The sequence below is a fragment of the Arthrobacter sp. V1I9 genome (genome assembly GCF_030817075.1).
Lineage (GTDB): Bacteria > Actinomycetota > Actinomycetes > Actinomycetales > Micrococcaceae > Arthrobacter.
The window spans coordinates 773760-792076 of sequence record NZ_JAUSYU010000001.1 but is presented as its reverse complement, the minus strand read 5'-3'; the positions used below and the strand labels follow the sequence as shown (position 1 = coordinate 792076).

Genomic DNA, 18317 nt, shown 5'->3' with positions numbered 1-18317 from the left:
TCCGCTGCTACCCTCGTCCGGCAAACAGAACTGAGGCGACATGGCGTGCAGCCTCCCGCGGATCGGCCGGCAGTCCGGCAGGCAGGTTGCCGCTGAGCCAAAGCGTGGCGAAGCCGTGCACCAGGGACCACGCCGCCAGTGCCGCGTCCTGCGACGCCGGACCTGATTCCGAGGCCGCGAACGGGGCCACCCCTTGGCGAAGGGACTCACCGGCGAGCGCCTTCGCAGCGATCAATTCCGGGTCATCTGCCCGGTACAGCTCCGGCCGGAACATAACGGCGAAATGGGCCGGGTGCCCCACGGCGAAGCCCACATAGGCCACACCCACCTCCAGGAAGTCGCCCGTTTGCTGCTGCGCCTCGGCCAGCGCGTCTGCCAAAAGGCCGAAGCCCTGAACCGCGACGGCGGTCAGCAAACCTGCCTTGTCCCTGAAGTGGTGGGCAGGAGCGGCATGGGAGACTCCTGCGCGCCTGGCGAGATCGCGCAGGCTCAGCGCCGACGGGCCGGACTCCGCGATGACGTCAAGGGCGGCGTTGATGATCGTGCTCGGGAGGTTTTTGTGATGGTAAGTGGCAGGCGTGCTCATAGCCCAAGCCTAGTGTCAATCTAGCCATTGACAAGTTCGCACTCCTGAGTAATCTAGTCAGTGTCAAGATCGACTCGATGCACCTGAAAGGAACGCATCATGGCACCACTTATCACGCTCCTGGCCGTCACCCTCCTGCTACGCACCGCCGGCGCTGCCGGCATCCGGGGGCTCCGGTCCTGGCACACCAGCCTGCGCGGCGGGTTGGCAGCCATGTTTGTCCTCACGGGGGTGGCACATTTCAATGACATGCGCGGTGACCTTATCGCTATGGTGCCGCCCGCCCTGCCCTACCCCGAACTGCTGGTCACCGTGACGGGTGTGCTGGAACTGCTGGGGGCTGCGGGTTTGCTCCACCGCCGGACCGCGCCCTGGGCGGCCGGTGGACTGGCCCTGCTGATGGTGGCAATGTTTCCGGCAAACGTCTATGCCGCGCTATCCGGACTCATGGTTAACGGGGCCCCGGCCACAGCGCTCCTGCCGCGGACGCTGATGCAGCTGGTATTCATCGCCGCCGCGATCGCCGTGGTACTCCCGTACACCAGGACGCTAACCCACCGCCGGTTAGCGTCCACCCGCACGGTGCCGCGCGCCAGGAAGCCTCACAGCCTTCATCAGTAAGGCACCATGCCACGACGGCGGGCTAACCGGAGATCTTCCGGTGAGCCCGCCGCCGTTTGGGCGTGGGCGTACGACGGCGGCACGCGGCCGCCGCCGTGCTGCCCGCCTTCTGGCGGGAGTCCCGGCATCGATGGAGAGAGCGTTCGAGTTAAACCGACATTAGGTGAGCGAGCGTTGGAAATAAACCGACATTAGGTGAGCGAGCGTTGGACTTAAACCGACATTAAGTGAGAGAGGGTTGGGGTAGGCAGGGTTAGATGTCGGCGAGGAGGGCGGTTGGGTTTTCGATGGCGTCCGCTACGAAGCGGAGGAAGCCGGCGGCGGTGCCGCCATCGCAGACGCGGTGGTCGAAGGTCAGCGTCAGCTCAGTGACTTTGCGGACGGCCAGCTCGCCGTTCACCACCCACGGCTTGTCGATGATCCGGCCGACGCCCAGGATGGCCACCTCCGGGTGGTTGATGATCGCCGCGGACCCGTCCACGCCAAACACCCCGTAGTTGTTCAGGGTGAACGTGCCGCTCCCCAGCTCCGACGGCGTGGCCTTGCCCTGGCGTGCGACGTCGGTGAGCCGCCGGATCTCCGTGTCCAGCTCGCGGGCGGTCAGCTTCTCGGCCGCACGGACTGACGGCACCACGAGGCCCCGGTCGGTCTGGGCGGCGATTCCGAGATTGATCCCGTCGAACGAGACGATCTCCTGGGATCCGTCGGCCGCAGTTTCGATACGGGTGTTCAGCTCCGGGTACTTCTTGAGCCCGGCGGTGACAAAGCGCGCGATGAACGCGAGCAGGCCCGGCACCTGAGATCCGTCTGCCTTGAGCCCCTCGCGAAGCTCCATCAGCGCCGTCGCGTCGACGTCCACCCAGACAGTTGCCTCGGGAATTTCCGAACGGCTGCGGGCCATGTTGGCGGCAACAACTTTGCGTACTCCCCGGACAGGCGTCCGGGCAGAGATCGCCAGGCCGGTCCGGGCATCCGTGCCCTGGGTTTCGGTGCCCTGGTTTTCGGCAGGCGCACCCACCGCGCGAGGCTCAACCACCGGCGTGGGACTGGTGATGGCTGCTTCCACGTCGCGGCGCATGATCAGGCCACCTTCACCGGAACCGGGAAGCTCACCAAGGTCCACGCCGTGCTCCCGCGCCATCCTCCGGACCAGCGGGGAGATCACCGCGCCCAGCTTGCCGGGGACCCGGGTGCGCAGGAGCGAAAGGTCCACGTCCGCACCCGCCGCCGTCCCGCCGTCGGCCGCCCCATCCTCCAGGGGAAGGGGGGTGACGGCGGCAGGCGCCGATGACTTGCGTGCCCGCGTCCGCCGCGCAACGCCATGGCCGCCGGGAGTTCCGTACCCGATCAGGACATTGCCGGAGCCCGGCCTTTTCCTCTTCGCGGTACAACTCAGCCTCGGCCTGGGCAGGAGTTTCGACCGGCTCAGCCACGGGCTCCCCCAGCTCGGTCTCAGCAGGCTCAACCACCGGGGCGGCAGGAGCGCCCGCAGGCGTCACCGAGATCAGCGGTTTCCCCACGTCCAGCGTCTCCCCCGGCTGCCCGTGCAGCTCCGCCACAATCCCGGCATACGGCGAAGGCACCTCAATAGTGGACTTGGCCGTCTCCACCTCGGCGATCGGCTGGTCAACGGAAATCGAGTCCCCCACCGAAACGTGCCAGGACACCAGCTCCGCTTCGGTGAGGCCTTCGCCCAGGTCCGGCAACAAAAACACGCGAGTTTCACTCATGGTCAGTTCTCCCACTGAAGGTCGTCGACGGCGTCGAGGATGCGGTCCACGCCGGGCAGGTAGTACTTCTCAAGCTTCGGCGCCGGGTACGGGATGTCGAATCCGGTGACGCGGCGGATGGGCGCGGCCAGGTGGTGGAAGCAGCGCTCCTGCACCCGGGCCACGATCTCGGAGGACACGGACGCGAACCCGTGGGCTTCGGCGATCACCACGGCCCGGCCGGTCTTCCGGACGGACTCACAAACAGTGGAATCGTCGAACGGCACGATGGTGCGCACGTCGATGACTTCCAGCGAGCGCCCCTCCAGGGCTGCGGCCTCGGCGGCGGCAAGCGCGGTGGGGACGGACGGCCCGTAGGCGATCAGCGTGGCGTCCGTTCCAGGACGGGCGACGGCGGCACGCCCCTCGGAGGACGTCCCCGCCTGGGCGGCGGCAGAGTGGGCGGACCGGAGCTCGGCCAGGTCCACCAGGTCCTTGGACCAGTAAAGCTTCTTCGGCTCCATAAACACCACGGGGTCGTCCGAGTCGATGGCCTCGCGGAGCATCCGGTAGCCGTCCGCCACGGTGGCCGGGGTGAACACCTTCAGGCCGGCGGTGTGGGCGTAGTAGGACTCGGAGGAGTCGCAGTGGTGCTCCACTCCCCCGATGCCGCCGCCGTAGGGAACCCGGATCACCATGGGCAGTTTCACGGCGCCCTTGGTCCGGTTGTGCATCTTGGCCACGTGGCTGATGATCTGCTCGAACGCCGGGTAGGCGAACGCGTCGAACTGCATCTCGATCACTGGGCGCATCCCGTTGATGGCCATGCCCACGGCCATGCCCACGATGCCGGACTCGGCCAGCGGGGTGTCGAAGCAGCGCTGCTCCCCGAAGGTCGCGGTGAGCCCGTCGGTGATGCGGAAGACCCCGCCGAGTGTCCCCACGTCCTCGCCGAACACCAGGACAGAGGAATCGGCGTGCATGGCGTCGGCCAGCGCGGTGTTCAAGGCCTTGGCCATGGTTACGGGCTGCGGGCCGGCGGCTTCCGCGGTGGCAGCGGCCGAGGCGGCTGCCCGGGCAGTTGCAGCAGAAACGTTGCCGTTGGCCTCGGACGATGTGGTGATGGTGGGGCTCACTTGCCGGCCTCATGGGATGCGGATGCTGCGTCGCGGGCGAGTTCGTCGGCGAGCAGGGCGGACTGTTCCTTCAGCTGGGGCGTGGGTGCGGAGAAGACATGGCGGAAGAGCTCCTGCGGATCCACCGGCACGTCCTCGCTGAGCCCCTCGCGCAGCTGGGCGGCCACGGCTTCGGCGTGTTCGAGGATCCGGGCCTCACCCGCGGAGTCCAGCAGGCCGCGGTCCGTCAGGTAGGTCCGCATCCGATTCACCGGATCCTTGGCCCGCCACTCCGTGACTTCACTGTTCTCGCGGTAGCGGGTGTCGTCGTCGGCGTTGGTGTGGGCCTGCATGCGGTAGGTGTTGGCTTCGATGAGCAGGGGGCCGGAGCCTTCCCTGGCCAGTTTCACGGCCCGGTCCAGGACGGCGAGGAGCGCCACGACGTCGTTACCGTCCACGCGTTCGCCGGCCATGCCGTAGCCCACGGCCTTGTGGGCGAGCGACGGCGCCACGGACTGGTGCGCCAGGGGCACCGAGATGGCGTACTTGTTGTTCTGGACGAAGAAGATGACGGGCAGGTGGAAGACGGCGGCGAAGTTCAGGGCCTCGTGGAAGTCGCCTTCGCTGGTGGCGCCGTCGCCGCACATGGCCAGCACCACGGTGTCCTCGCCGCGGAGCTTGGCAGCATGGGCGACGCCGACGGCGTGCAGCAGCTGCGTGGTCAGCGGGGTGCACTGGATGCCCACCCTGTGCTTGAGGGGATCGAACCCGCCGTGCCAGTCGCCGCGGAAGATGGTCATCACCTGCACGGGGTCCACGCCGCGCGTCATCACGGCCACGGCGTCGCGGTAGGTGGGGAACATCCAGTCGCCGTCCGAGAGGCACAGGGCGGCCGCCACCTGGCAGGCCTCCTGCCCATGGCTGGACGGGTACACGGCCATGCGGCCCTGCCGGACGAGCGCCGAGTTCTGGTCGTTGACGCGGCGGCCGACGACGAGCTGCTCGTAGGCGGTCAGCAGTTCCTTGTCGCCGGGCAACGGGTACTCGTGGCCGGGTTCGGTGCCCTGCTCACCTTCGGGCTTGAGCCGGCCGTCCGGGTCCACCATCTCGATCTGGTGCCGGGCCGGAAGCATGTAGTCCTCGGCCGTGATGCCGAACTTCTTGGCAGCCTCCGAGAGGGCGTTCCCGGTGGACGCCTCGCCGGTTTGGTGCGGTGCGGTGTGGTTCGCGGAGATCGTCATCGGTTCCGTCCTTCTGTTGCCACTATTACTCCCCAGTATCAGCCCACAGCCGGTTTCGTATCCAGCAGCGCGACGAATCGTGGAGAAGCTGCCCAATTCTGCCTACACTGAAAGACGAATTGTAAGTGTGAGGCACGTTACTGACAGGGGTCGTGGACAAATTGGCAATCAGGGACGCCGGAACGGAACCCGTCCCGCTGGACGACATCGACCGCAGCATCATTTCCGAGCTGACCCGGGACGGCCGGATGTCCGTCACGCAGGTGGCCGAAAACGTCCACATCTCACGGGCGCACGCCTACACCCGCATTGGGAGGCTTACAAGCGAAGGGGTGCTGTCCAGGTTCACGGCGCTCGTGGACCCGATCAAGGCAGGCCTCCGGTCCTCCGCCTACGTGACGCTGAAGCTGAAGCAGGATTCCTGGCGGGAGCTCCGGGACCTGCTCGCAGCCATTCCGGAGGTGCACCACGTTGCCCTGGTGGGCGGAGACTTCGACGTGATCCTGCTGGTCCGCGCCGTGGACAACATCGACCTGCGCCGGGTCATCTTCGACCAGTTGCAGTCCATGCCAGGGGTGCTGGATACGCAGACATTCCTGGTGTTTGAGGACCTGGATACGCGTTAGGTCAGTGGCGCGCTTCCATTTTGATAAAAGTGGGCTCGCCAACGGAGCCTCACAAACGCAGGAAACGTGCAGGATTTCCCGCCATAACCCAAAAGCCTGACAATTTCAGGTTAAAGTCTTCTCGGGGGCCAGGGCTGTTTGAGCATGTGTTTCCCGCTCTCGCCCGACCTGCCGGTGCAAACGCCGGCCATGCACCTGAGGACCTTATGCCTGCTCCGCGCCTGGCCAAGGCTGCCGCCTCCATCACTGCCGCCGCCATTCTGGTTAGCACCCTCTTTGCTCCGGCCGCAGTCGCCGCCCAAGATCCGGCCATCGACGCCCGTCCGGTAGCTCCGCCCTCGACCACGAAAAAGGCCATTCCCGCTGAGGCATCCAGCCGCTTCGTCGTGAAGTTCAAAGCCGGAGCCGGTGGGGCGGCAACCGCACGCGCCAAGGCCTTTGGGCAGGTGTCCCGCACTTCCGGCATCCCTGTCAAGGAGGTGCGCACTACGGCAACCGGCGCGACCGTCGTCCAGACCACCGCAGCTCTGACCCCCAGCGAAAGCGCCAGCGTCGCCGCCTCGCTGAGGGGGCAAAGCAACGTCGAATACGCCGAACAGGACACCTTTGTCCGCCCGGCCGCGTCGGTCTCCGACCCGCTATACCAGTACCAGTGGGACCTCAGCGAAGCTCCAGCCGGGTTGAGGGTTCCTGCTGCCTGGGACGTGACCATAGGCCGAGGAGCAACCGTCGCCGTCATCGACACCGGAATCACCAATCACAGCGACCTGTCGTCCAACATCGTTCCCGGGTACGACTTCATTTCAGATACCAGCCTGAGCAACGACGGTGACGGCCGCGACTCGAACGCAACCGACGCCGGGGACTACTGCAACGGGACAGCGTCCTCCTGGCATGGCACTCATGTTGCCGGTACGATCGCCGCCGTAGCCAATAACGGGCGCGGAGTCGCAGGTGTCGCCTATGGCGCCAAGGTACAGCCGCTCCGCGCCCTGGGGTCCTGCGGAGGCTACCTGAGCGACATCGCCGACGCCGTGGTCTGGGCCGCCGGAGGCACAGTCAGCGCGGTACCGGCAAACGCGACGCCGGCCAAGGTGATCAACATGTCCTTGGGTGGGGCGGGAGAGTGCAATGCTTACTTCCAGTCAGCCCTAGACTTCGCTGCGGACCAGGGAGTCGCTGTGGTAGCGGCGGCCGGCAACGAAAACTCGCCGACGTCCGGCTCCACGCCGGCCAACTGCGACAACATCATCACCGTGGGAGCGACCGGCCGCGCTGGCAGCCGTGCGTTCTACTCCAATTACGGCCCGGAAGTAGACGTCAGCGCGCCCGGCGGAGATGCCTCAACCAGTGGCTACGACGCTATCTTGTCAACGTGGAATGAGGGCAAGACCACCGCCGGTGCCGAAGCATACGGCTTCATGCAGGGCACTTCGATGGCTGCACCCCACGTCGCCGCTGTCGCTGCACTCATGATGACCGCAGGTTCGACCCCCACCCCGGCCGACGTGGAGGCCAAGCTGAAGTCAACGGCCCGGCTGCTGCCAGGCACATGTGACACCGGCGGATGCGGTGTCGGCCTGGTAGACGCCGGCGCGGCGGTACGTGCATCGGTGCCCCCTGTGGTTCCAGGCACGCCGTCCATCGCTGGATCACCGTGGGTAGGTCAGGCCCTGACTGCGCAAGAAGGGGACTGGACTCCTAGCGGCTTCTTTTTCTTCTTCAGCTATGAGTGGCTGCGGGACGGCAAATCCATCCCCAACGCCAGCGCTCGCACCTATCGGGTCGTCACAGCTGACGTCGGATCCCTCATCAGCGTCAGGGTGTCAGGTTTTAGGATTGGCCTAGGCGGCGCTTCCGCAACGTCCGAGCCGCTGGGGCCGGTTACGGAAGGGCAGCCGATCGTCGGAACGCCAACGCCCCTTCCGGGGGTTACCATCGCGCCTGCACCAACTGAAAGCTCCACGCCGGAACCCACCCCGACCGAGACCGTCACGCCCACACCCATTCCGGAAGTTACGCTCGCGCCTGCACCAACTGAAAGCTCCACGCCGGAACCCACCCCGACCGAGACCGTCACGCCCACACCCATTCCGGAAGTTACGCTCGCGCCTGCACCAACTGAAAGCTCCACGCCGGAACCCACCCCGACCGAGACCGTCACGCCCACACCCATTCCGGAAGTTACGCTCGCGCCTGCACCAACTGAAAGCTCCACGCCGGAACCCACCCCGACCGAGACCGTCACGCCACCTGGCTACACGCCGAGGATCGTGGGCGAAGCGAAGGTGGGCTCCACTCTGACAGCCGAAGAGGGAAAGTACGGGCTCTGGAGGTACCAGTGGTCGAACAGCGACGGGCCCATCAGCTGGGCAACTGGCAAAATCTACGTGCCAAAGAGTTCCGACCTTGGCAAGACCCTGGCAGTCACAGTTACCGTACATAGCTTGACATTCGATGAGGAGACCGTCACAGGCACGTCGACCCCGACGGAGCCGGTCGCTGAAGGAACATTCTCGGCTGCGAAACCGACAATCACCGGCTCCGCTGCCGTTGGGCAGAAAGTTTCAGCCGTCACGGGGCCATGGAACGCAGGCGCGAGGCTCAGCTATCAGTGGTTCCGTGGCAGCGCCGCGATTCCCGCCGCGAACGCTGGCTCGTACATTCCTGTCGCCGAGGACGTATACCACGCCTTGACGGTGAGCGTCACTGGAGCGGCCCCCGGCTATGCGCCCCTGACAGTGGGATCTGAACCGACAGCACCAGTTGTCCCCGGGACCCTTAGCGCATCAAACCCCACCATTCCATACAAGGCGCCAAAATTGGGTGCCTCATTGTTGGCGAACGACATGCTGAGCACGTGGCCCTCAGGTACCCGCCTGAGCAAATCCTGGTATCGCTCAGGGGTGCAAATTCCGAACTCCGACGACGTGTTTTTCACCCCGCACGTGGCGGACGTTGGCAAGACCTTGACGATCAGGGTAACTGGCACGAAGGCCGGGTATGCCCCGTTGACGCTGGAATCAGCGCCAACGGCTCCGGTTCTGCCAGGGACTCTAGCTGATCCTCGACCGGTCATAACGGGAACCGCGAAGGTCGGGTCAGTTCTGACATCGCACGCAGACACTTCGGGCTGGCCGTTCCTCACACCGACCTATGCGTGGCTTCGATCAGGCGCGCTCATCGCCAACGCCAAGAATTCCGCGTACACCCTCACGGCCGCGGACCTAGGTAAGGCGATTAAAGTGCGCGTGACCGGCACCAAGGCCGGCTACACAACGCTGGTCCAGGATTCGCCGCAAACATCGCTCGTGGTACCAGGAACGCTGACTGCCCCGACTCCAACCATCAGCGGCACCAGGAAAGTCGGCTATGCGCTGACGGCGGCGCCGGGCACCTGGTCAACGGGCACCACGCTGAAGTACCAGTGGTACCGCTCAGGGGTCACCGTCACCGGTGCCACCGCGTCAAGATACACGTTGACCGCCGCAGACTTGGGCAGGGCAATGAGAGTCCGCGTGACCGGTTCCAAGACGGGCTACACGACCTTGGCCAAAGACTCTGGCCTGACCGCCGCGGTGGTCGTTGGCTCGTTGGCAGCTACCAACCCCTGGATCTCGGGGACGCCTCGGTATGGCTACACGCTCACCGCCAACACGGGCACTTGGACTTCCGGGACTACGCTGCGGTACCAGTGGTACCGGTCCGGCGCCGCGATTGCGGGTGCAACCGCTAGGACGTACCGGCTCGTCGCCGCGGACAGGTACGACACCTTGAAGGTACGGGTGATCGGCTCCAAAGCCGGCTACACCACGGTCACCAGGTACTCGGGCTCCACCTCCCGAATACCTTAAACGGTGTTCCTGACAAAAGCCAGTGGATCTTCCGGGCACCCACAGCTGCCCCGTAGTAATCCGCCGACGGTTGGTGGACCCGATCAAGGCCGGCCTCCGGTCGTCCGCCTACGTGACGCTGAAGCTGAAGCAGGATTCCTGGCGCGAACTACGGGACCTGCTGGCAGCCATCCCGGAGGTGCACCACGTGGCCCTGGTGGGCGGCGACTTCGACGTGATCCTGCTGGTCCGCGCGGTGGACAACATTGACCTGCGCCGGGTCATCTTCGACCAGCTGCAGTCCATGCCGGGCGTGCTGAATACCCAGACGTTTCTGGTCTTTGAGGATCTGGACACGCGGTAGGTTCTTCCGGCCGTTCCCTAGCCGCTAACGGACGCCAGCCACACCGGACTTCGCGTCGGGGCTGGGCAACGGCGTTTCCAGCCATGCCGGAATGCGTTCCGGAGGCATAGGGCGGCTCCAGTAGTACCCCTGGGCCTGGCGTATGCCGAGGCGGCGAAGTTCGACGAGCTGCTCGGGCGTTTCTACACCTTCCGCCACTACGTCGAGGCTGAGGCTTTCGGCCATGCCGAGAACAAGTTCGATGATGGTTGCCCCGTGGGGTCCTTTTCCCAGTTCTTCAACAAAGGTACGGTCTATTTTTAGGGTCCGGGCCGAAAGCCATTTGACGTAGCTCAGGGACGAATACCCGGTGCCGAAGTCATCGATGGATAGCCCCACTCCCAGGTTGTTGAGACATTGAAGTGTCTCTTCAGGCAGGTCCGGCTGGTCCATCAGCACTGTTTCGGTAATTTCCAGGTCCACTGCTTTGGGGTCGATGCCGGCGGCCTGGATTGCTGCCTCGACGATGTCCGTGAAGTTGGGCGCCAGGAATTGGCGCCCCGATATGTTCACGGCGGCTGAGACGTTCTCCGCCCCCTTCAGCTGCGCGCGCCACTGTTGGATCTGCCGGAGGGCTTCATGGAGTACCCACGTGCCGATGGGGACGATCAGGCCTGTCTCCTCGGCGATAGGAATGAAAGTGTCGGGCGCGATCAGCCCGTGCTCGCTGTGATGCCAGCGCAGCAGCGCTTCGAAGGCGACGGTCCGGCCGTCGGACACATCAACAATTGGCTGGTAGTCCAGGGAGAACTCTCCCCGTTCCAGGGCATGACGCAGGTCAGACTCCAGGTCCAGCCGTCCCGTAGCCCTTCCGGCCATCAGCACGTCATACACCGCTGATGAGTCCCCGCCTGCTGACTTGGCCCGGTACATGGCGGCGTCGGCTCCCTGAAGCATCGATTCGGCGGTGTCGTCCGGTCCTGCCAGAGCGATGCCAACGCTGAGGTTCAGGTAAATCTTCCGGCCGTTGACCTCAAACGGGCGCCTGGTGGATTGCCTGATCCGTTCCGCCAGGGTCCTCGCGCCGCGCAGCGTCAGGTTTTCGCAGACTATGACGAATTCGTCCCCACCGAACCGGCCTACGGTGTCACCGCTCCGGACAAATGCCTTCAGCCGCTCTCCCAGAAGAACCAGAATCGTGTCGCCGGCCCCGTGGCCGATGCCATCGTTGATTAACTTGAACCGGTCCACGTCAACGAACATCACCACGGCCCGGGAGTCCCGGTCCAGGAGTCCTTGGAGCACCTCGGTGATGACGTAGCGGTTGGGCAAGCCAGTCAGCGCATCGTGGCGGGCCCGCCATTCCAGGATCTGCTCCGCCTGCTTGCGTTCGGTGATGTCCAGGACGGTGTCGAGGAACCGCCCGGGTTTCCCTTCCTCGGGTTCCACGTTCCTAATGCGGGAGTGCAGCCACCGCTGCTGGCCATCGGCCCTGACCATCCTGTACTCGAAATCTGCGAACCCGTTTCCTGCCTCCAAGCCCAGCCAAATCCGTTGCACCAGGTCCCGGTCATCCGGGTGGGTCAACTCGAGCATCAGTTCCCGGGAAGCCACCTGCCCGGGCTCCATGCCGAAGATCCGGCCGAATTCCTCCGAGTGCCAGGTTTCACCCGTCTCCATCGTGTGCTCCACGCTGCCCACGTGCGCCATTTCCTGGGCGGCCAGCAGCTTTTCACGCTCGACGGCGGCCGCCGCACGGAGCCGCTGAATCTCGGTGATGTCCCGGGCGATCACCGACACACCGGCCTGTTCCCCGGCCGGCCCGTACACCGGTGAAACGGTCAGCTCGACATCAATAACGGCTCCGTTCTTGTGGCCCCAGCGCACTTCCAGGCCGGTAACAAACTTGCCGCTCGCTATGCTGATCTTCACTACAGTCGCGAAGTCCTCGGCGTCGCGGGTGGTCAGCAAGCGGTAGCTTTTCCCCACAGCTTCCCGGGCGCTCCATCCGAACATCCTGGCCGCACCGGGGTTCCAGCTGGTGATGGTCCCGGTCATGTCTGCACTGACAATTGCGTCTCCGGAGGATTCCACCATGTCCGAGAACCGCCGCAAAACGGCCTCGTTGTGCTTCCGGTCGGTGATGTCCTTGGAGATGGCCACCACGGCCACCGGCGTGGTGTGCCGCCCGTGGACAGGACTGACCGTGGCATGGACAGGGAACTCTTTCCCGGCCGGGTGGTGGATCCAAAGCTCACCGGACCAGTCTCCGCCGTTGGCGATCCGCGCTCTGATCTCCGCTGTCTCCGCCGCAGAAGTACCACGGGCCAGCATCCCCAGGTCCGCTATTCCCGCCCCGATCACCTCAGCGGCACTGAACCCATACAGCCGCTCCGAGGCCCGGTTCCAGTACGTCACCCGCCATTGGGCATCCACTCCGATCACCGATTGGCCGATTTCATCGAGCAACAGTGACTGCATGACCAGGTCATCGTCATGCTCTCCAGCCATGAGTCCCCTCCCCCGACGGGCTACCAGTTGCCGATGATCGGTCGGTACATCTTGGGACCGGAACTTAGCACTGCCCGAGGCTGCAGAAGAAGAGGGCTAGGGGCGGGCCTTTGCCCGGATGAGTCCTGCTGCTAAGAGGCCTACAGCGCCGAGTGAGCCCAACATGCCGCCAAGAGCCACGGCGTAGTCGGTGATTGTCATGTCCTGCTCCCTCCGTTCTGCCTTGTAACTGCCTTGTAACTGCCTGTTGGCTCAACCTACGCCCGGTAGCTTGGGTTTTTTATTGAGGAGCGCCCGCACGTCGGGTCACGATTCAGGCACGTAACCTCTCGACTAGTGCTGAGTGCGGTCAAAGGTTTTTCCACGGTCCGTAAGTGATCATGCCCCTGAACACTGATTCCGTTCCCTGGAATCTCGGCTGTCCGTCGGCGTTCACCCGGTCTCTACCAAGGCAGGTAATGATGGCTCAAGTCGGATTACTAGTGCTGCGCATCGTGGTTGGTTTGACGTTCGCGCTGCACGGTTGGCAGAAGTTCACGGAATTCACTATTGCCGGCACCCAGGCGTCGTTCCGCAACATGGGCGTACCGTTGGCCGACATCGCGGCCCCGGTGGTGTCCACACTGGAGCGGCAGGCGGTATCGCACTGATCCTCGGACTGATGACGCGGATTGCCGCCGGCCTGCTCATTTTTGACATGCTGGGGGCAATGTTCCTTGTGCACATTCCCAACGGATTCTTCGTAGCGAACAACGGCCTCGAACTTGTCCTGCTGCTCGCAGCCCTATGCCTGGCGTTCGTCCTGGCAGGGGCCGGCCGGAACTCTCTGGATAACAAGCTGCTCGCCGAAAGGGACTCAAGGATCAGCGTATTGGCCTGACCCACCCACTCCCAGCGACGTCGGGGCGGGTGCCCTTACTGGTACCCGTCCACGATCGCCGCGTAATTTCCTTGTAGGCCGACGCGTCTCGTGCTTCAGCACGTCGAGGGTGACCAGGTCGCCGTCAGGCTACGCCGCGGTTGTGCGGGACAGCGATGAGCTCGCGGCAGATCCCCGAAAGGTGTTCCTCGATGGCGTCCTTGTCCACGCGGGAGGACACCTAGTCCTTGTCGGTGATGACCACGATGGCGTTCCGGACCAGGTCCTCATATCCGTGGCTAGCCAGCCAGTGCAGGGTCCTGCGGGCCCGCTTGGCGCCGCTGACTGCATATCTGGCGGCGATAACGAGGTTGTGGGAGGACTGCAGGATCCCACTCATGGCGTTGTGGGTGACGCCGTTGCCGCAGTCCGTCAGGGCCACGGAGTAGTAGATGATTGGAGGTTGCGTTGCCCAATTACTCAGCGCAAAGACGGGGAACATAATGCCACTTATGTCCCGACTCAGAAGGATGCCGCAGACACCTTCAAGGGCATGACACGGCGGCTCAACTTCGGAGATGCCGCCGGAGCTAAGGGTTCGATCATCAACATCGATCACCGCGGCGACGGCAACGGCAACACGACCTCCCCCGGCCAGGCGTACGCGCTTGACATACACAACTATCCCGGTGCTGAAGGTGGACTTGTCGGGCACCAGTACTCCAGCGTCTCCCCGTTCTTTCAACTCGATAACACCGGCACGAAGCCGGCAATCGAGATTCACAACACGCAGAACACGGTCATCAACCCTGGCTCTGATGGCACGGGCGACTTCATCCTGCTCCGCGATCACGGATCGTCCGTCCTCCGCATCGACAAGGATCTCGTGTTCCGGTTGGGCGGGACGAAGGTTCCGACGTTCCTGCACACTGCTGCTAAGGCGCTGTCCGTCCAAACCTCGTCGGCGTTCAACGGTGAGGTATGGATGTAACCAAGGCGGGGACCGGCGCGGGGACAGCGCTGAAGGTAGCCAACTCTGGCACCGGGGCCGGCCTCCAGATCAACCAGACCGGCGCCGGGCAGGCGCTCCGCATCGTTGCCAATGTGGCAGCCAACGCCGGAGTGTTCGCCGCGCTCGTTGAAGGCTATGACTACGGTCCTTCGCTGACCACTGCAGCGGACGGCGGCACCACGTTCTCGATCACCAAGAACGGTGTCGGCAACGGCACGGGGTTATCGATCACGAACAAGGGCACCGGCAACAGTATCGAGGTACGAGACGCCTCTGCACAGCTGTTCGCCGTGACCGCAGGAGGTGTCCCCAAATGGACCGCAGCGGGGAACCAGCAGACGACCGTGGGCGCAGCGGGCGCAGCCGCAGCACTCCCCACCCAGCCTGCCAAATACCTGAAGGTTCAGGACTCCGCTGGGAACACCTTCGTCCTCCCCGCTTACAACCCGTAAGCATCAAATTCTGCATTTGGTCCCCCATTGGTACGCTGAGCTTTATTTCGTATCGAGGGGGGATTCCACATGGGGAAGCACACTTCGGCGAGCCCTGAGACGGTCAGCAGAGCCCGGTTCCTGCGATGGGGGTCCGCATCAGCCGTCGGCGCTGGTCTGGTTGCAATCGCAAAACAGCCGGCGCAAGCAGTAGAGGCGCCGGAGGAGTACGTTCGGGCGAACAAAGACGCCGGCGACACCTTCCAAAACGTCTGGCGGAGACTCAACTTCACAGACACGCGCTCAGCCAAAGGCTCCGTATTCAACGTCGACCACTGGGGCGACGGGACCGGCAACACCCATTCCCCAGGTCAGACCTACGGCTTCGACATCCACAACTACCCCGGCGCGAAGTCTGCACTAGTCATCCACCAGTACTCGTCAGTAGAACGAGCGGTGATCATTGACAACACGGGTTCCAAGCCGGCTCTCGAAATCAACAACACGCGAAACGACGTGATCAACCCCGGGTCCGATGGCACAGGAGATTACTTGCTCCTGCGCGACCATAATGCAGCAATTCTTCGGCTGGACAAAGACCTGGTTGTCCGGCTCGCCGGCACCAAGACGCTCACGGTGCTTCACTCGGCGGCCAAAGCCTTCTCTGTTCAGTCCTCGGGTACACATAACGGAGACGCAATGGACATCGTGAAAACCGGGACAGGCGCAGGCGCGGCACTCAAAATCATCAACGCCGGGAACGGCGCCGGCGTCCAGGTTCGCCAGGTGGGGCTGGGTAATGCTGTCGAAATACGCAACAGCACGGCCCCGGTACTCACCATCTCCGCCGCCGGTGCAATCACCGCGCTCAACGGACAGGCCGTTAGCATCCTCGCCGGCAACGGAGGTCCTGAGGGCGTGGTCGCCGCGCCTCAAGGATCTCTCTATCTGAGAACTGACGAAGCCCCCGGGGCATCGCTCTTCGTAAAAGAATCAGGCACAACGACATCAACCGGATGGGTAGCGAAGTGATGGAAGTTAGTCTCGAAGAAGCGTATGCGGAAGCCTGCCGGGCGCTCGGTGAATCACTAGTTCGCGAACGGCTACTCAGCCGTCAACTGGCCCAGTACGAAAGCCGGCCCCAACAAGCAACGGCGCCTGAATCCTAGGCTGACAGCTGTTCCCGGTGACTGATCACCTTTGCCGGGACTCCCGCTGCGACGGCCATGGTCGGTACGTCCTTCGTGACAACAGCGTTGGCGGCGACTACAGCGCCAGAACCAACTGTCACTCCGGCGAGGACCGCCACGCCGCGGGCGATCCATGCGTCATTACCAATGGATACTGCCGCCTTGGACATGGACTTGTGCATGTCGACCGCCGCGGTGTCGTGGTTGTGGTCGCGGATCGTGACGGACTCGGCTACCTGCACATTGTCACCGATGCGGACGCTATCGAATGCGCCGATCAGGGAGTGGTGGAAGACCTTCACCCGGTCACCGAACACCAGCTCCGCCTTCTCGCCAACATCGAGGACAACACCGTGACCGAGGTACACATCAGAGCCGAAGTACCAGCCCTTCGACGGCGGGCGCATCAACCGCACACCGGGCTCAACAGCAAGGCGCGGCCCGCACGTACCACCCCACGCTTTGATCCAAAGGGACAGCCGGTAACCCCGGAGAAGGTTTTGCCGGTACTTGACCGCGTTCAATGCCTTGCGCGTGAAACTCATGATTCCCCCATGCTGGTAATCGAGACTGCCCCAATCATAAGGGCTCCATAAGACCGGATAAGTGCCCACCCCCGTCAGGTAGTAGCTGCCTCCAACCATGTCTTTGCCAGACCCGCGCGCAGAAGCAACAAAATGCCTTGGCCACAAAGCTTTAGCGGTAACCGTCCACGATCGCCGCGGCAATCTCCTTGTACGCGCGCCGGGTCTCGGGCTTGAGTACGTCCAAAGTGACCAGATCACCGTCGGCCACACCGCGGTCGTGCGGGACAGCAATGAGCTCGCGGCAGATGCCCGAAAGGTGTTCCTTGATGGCGTCCTTGTCCACACGGGAGGACACCTCGTCCTTGTCCGTGATGACCACGATGGCGTTCCGGGCCAGGTCCTCGTAGCCGTGGCTCGCCAGCCAGTGCAGGGTGCTGCGGGCGCGCTTGGCGCCACTGACCGCGTAGCCGGCGGCGATCACGAGGTTGTCCGCTGACTGCAGGATCCCGCTCATGGCGTTGTGCGTGACGCCGGTGCCGCAGTCCGTCAGTGCAACAGAGTAGTAGGCGGCGATGAGCTTCCGGATGCGCAGGTACTCCTCAGCAGTCAACGAGTCGGAAACTTCCGGGTCTTGCTCCCCTGCGATGAGGTGCAGCCGGCCGGCGTGGTGCATGTAGCGGGCCAGACCGGTGAGCGAATCGATGGAGTCGATGTTCCGCAGCAGGTCGGTGATGGTGCGCGGGCTTGACTGCTGGTAGATCCCCTCCCCCAAGGCGCGCTCCACGAGGTCGCCGGAGTCCGGGTTGGCGTCGATGGCGCAGGGCGCGTCGCCGCGGTACTCGGCCAGGGTCAGGCCCACGCCTACGGTGGTGGAGGTCTTGCCAATGCCGCCCTTGAGGCTCAGCACCGCGGTGTTGTAGCTGCCCTGCAGCTGCCGGGAGATTCGCCGGCCCAGTTCTTCCTCCTGGCGCTGCTTGGCGCCTGGGCCCATGTTCCAGGCCCCGCCGGTCATGTTGAAGATGGCGCCGCGCACACCCCCCACCGGCCGCGGTTTCTGTTCCTTTACAAACAGGCCGGGTGAGCTGGTGAAGTCCGGCATGGGCCTGTCGGCGATGGTGTCGGCCACAGTCGGCCGGGCACGCCGGAAGGCGGGGGTTTCAGAAGGAGCGTCCGACGGCGTCGGCACAGCATCCCAGGGACGGTCACCAGGGATGGAAGTGACGGTGTCCAGTGCGGAAGGTTGCACAGGTGCCGAGGCTGGCGCCCGGGTACGGGCTGGGACGGGCGCCGCAGGCTTCGCGGCGTCGGCTGCAGCTGCCGCCTCCGCCCATGAGGTCCGGCGGGTCAACGGCCTGCCGGCGTCGGGCTGGGTGGAGGGGTTCGGTGTTACGGCTGGCATGGTTCCTGTCCGGGCATCCAACAGCTCACCGTCGGCGTGACGGTTGTCACGGCGTCGGCGCAGCTCAGGCTGCCCTGCATCCTCTGCATGGGCGCGTGCGTTCTGATCCGCCGGATCGGGCATAGATGTCCCCCATGACGTTTCGGCAAACTGTTGTGCAGCACTGGTTCAAACAGTAAGTCTAGGGGCTTTGCCGGGTAGGCCTGTTCAAACGCTTACGAGGGCAGCGCCCACAACCGCTGCGGTGAGGACCAGGAGGACGGCCAGGCCGGCGTAGGCCTGCCATTTGGGACGGGCCTTATGGGGATTGATGT

Annotated in this window: 12 protein-coding genes and 4 pseudogenes; 8 read left to right on the top strand and 8 right to left on the bottom strand. The window is 64.3% G+C overall.

Annotated features, from left to right (window positions below):
- Nucleotides 1-7 precede the first annotated feature (7 nt).
- Nucleotides 8-586, bottom strand: a complete 579-nt coding sequence (locus QFZ70_RS03755) for a TetR/AcrR family transcriptional regulator (protein ID WP_307094157.1) — start codon at nucleotides 584-586, stop codon at nucleotides 8-10.
- Between the two features lie 99 nt (nucleotides 587-685).
- Here QFZ70_RS03755 and QFZ70_RS03750 point away from each other — a divergent pair, with 99 nt between their 5' ends.
- Nucleotides 686-1207, top strand: coding sequence for a DoxX family membrane protein (locus QFZ70_RS03750; protein WP_307094156.1), 522 nt, complete (start codon nucleotides 686-688; stop codon nucleotides 1205-1207).
- Nucleotides 1208-1460: 253 nt separating this feature from the next.
- Here QFZ70_RS03750 and QFZ70_RS03745 read toward each other — a convergent pair.
- From QFZ70_RS03745 to pdhA, 3 genes and pseudogenes are all read right to left on the bottom strand, one after another.
- A pseudogene (locus tag QFZ70_RS03745) lies at nucleotides 1461-2937 on the bottom strand (dihydrolipoamide acetyltransferase family protein).
- A 2-nt stretch (nucleotides 2938-2939) separates the two neighbouring features.
- Nucleotides 2940-4052, bottom strand: coding sequence for an alpha-ketoacid dehydrogenase subunit beta (locus QFZ70_RS03740; protein ID WP_307094155.1), 1113 nt, complete (start codon nucleotides 4050-4052; stop codon nucleotides 2940-2942).
- Nucleotides 4049-5272: a pyruvate dehydrogenase (acetyl-transferring) E1 component subunit alpha gene (gene pdhA / locus QFZ70_RS03735; protein WP_307094154.1), complete on the bottom strand. Its 1224-nt coding sequence runs from the start codon at nucleotides 5270-5272 to the stop codon at nucleotides 4049-4051. Before pdhA ends, QFZ70_RS03740 begins: the two co-directional genes overlap by 4 nt.
- 161 nt (nucleotides 5273-5433) lie before the next feature.
- Between pdhA and QFZ70_RS03730 the strand changes: the two genes are divergently transcribed.
- The 3 genes and pseudogenes from QFZ70_RS03730 to QFZ70_RS03720 form a co-directional block, all read left to right on the top strand.
- Nucleotides 5434-5898 carry an Lrp/AsnC family transcriptional regulator gene (locus QFZ70_RS03730; RefSeq protein ID WP_307097790.1) on the top strand — a complete coding sequence of 155 codons (465 nt, stop codon included), beginning with the start codon at nucleotides 5434-5436 and terminating at the stop codon, nucleotides 5896-5898.
- 206 nt (nucleotides 5899-6104) lie between these two features.
- A complete protein-coding gene (locus QFZ70_RS03725) occupies nucleotides 6105-9752 on the top strand; it encodes a S8 family serine peptidase (protein WP_307094153.1) in 3648 nt (1215 codons plus the stop codon).
- Between the two features lie 70 nt (nucleotides 9753-9822).
- Nucleotides 9823-10095 (top strand): annotated as a pseudogene (locus QFZ70_RS03720) (Lrp/AsnC family transcriptional regulator); the annotation flags it as partial.
- Between the two features lie 24 nt (nucleotides 10096-10119).
- Here QFZ70_RS03720 and QFZ70_RS03715 read toward each other — a convergent pair.
- A complete protein-coding gene (locus tag QFZ70_RS03715) occupies nucleotides 10120-12585 on the bottom strand; it encodes an EAL domain-containing protein (protein WP_307094152.1) in 2466 nt (821 codons plus the stop codon).
- A gap of 458 nt (nucleotides 12586-13043) precedes the next feature.
- Between QFZ70_RS03715 and QFZ70_RS03710 the strand changes: the two are divergent.
- A pseudogene (locus QFZ70_RS03710) lies at nucleotides 13044-13465 on the top strand (DoxX family protein).
- Nucleotides 13466-13500: 35 nt separating this feature from the next.
- On the opposite strand, the pseudogene QFZ70_RS03705 reads toward QFZ70_RS03710, so the two are convergent.
- Nucleotides 13501-13895: pseudogene (locus QFZ70_RS03705) on the bottom strand (MinD/ParA family protein); the annotation flags it as partial.
- Between the two features lie 102 nt (nucleotides 13896-13997).
- Between QFZ70_RS03705 and QFZ70_RS03700 the strand changes: the two are divergent.
- From QFZ70_RS03700 to QFZ70_RS03690, 3 genes are all read left to right on the top strand, one after another.
- On the top strand, nucleotides 13998-14435 hold the full coding sequence (locus QFZ70_RS03700) for a hypothetical protein (protein WP_307094151.1): 438 nt from the start codon (nucleotides 13998-14000) through the stop codon (nucleotides 14433-14435).
- Nucleotides 14426-14908: a hypothetical protein gene (locus QFZ70_RS03695; protein ID WP_307094150.1), complete on the top strand. Its 483-nt coding sequence runs from the start codon at nucleotides 14426-14428 to the stop codon at nucleotides 14906-14908. Before QFZ70_RS03700 ends, QFZ70_RS03695 begins: the two co-directional genes overlap by 10 nt.
- A 69-nt stretch (nucleotides 14909-14977) precedes the next feature.
- Nucleotides 14978-15919, top strand: coding sequence for a hypothetical protein (locus QFZ70_RS03690; protein WP_307094149.1), 942 nt, complete (start codon nucleotides 14978-14980; stop codon nucleotides 15917-15919).
- Between the two features lie 133 nt (nucleotides 15920-16052).
- Here QFZ70_RS03690 and QFZ70_RS03685 read toward each other — a convergent pair whose 3' ends face one another.
- The gene (locus QFZ70_RS03685) at nucleotides 16053-16622 is read right to left on the bottom strand and encodes an acyltransferase (protein ID WP_307094148.1); all 570 of its coding nucleotides are present in this window, start codon (nucleotides 16620-16622) and stop codon (nucleotides 16053-16055) included.
- A gap of 151 nt (nucleotides 16623-16773) precedes the next feature.
- A complete protein-coding gene (locus QFZ70_RS03680) occupies nucleotides 16774-18003 on the bottom strand; it encodes a MinD/ParA family protein (RefSeq protein ID WP_307094147.1) in 1230 nt (409 codons plus the stop codon).
- Nucleotides 18004-18317 lie beyond the last annotated feature (314 nt).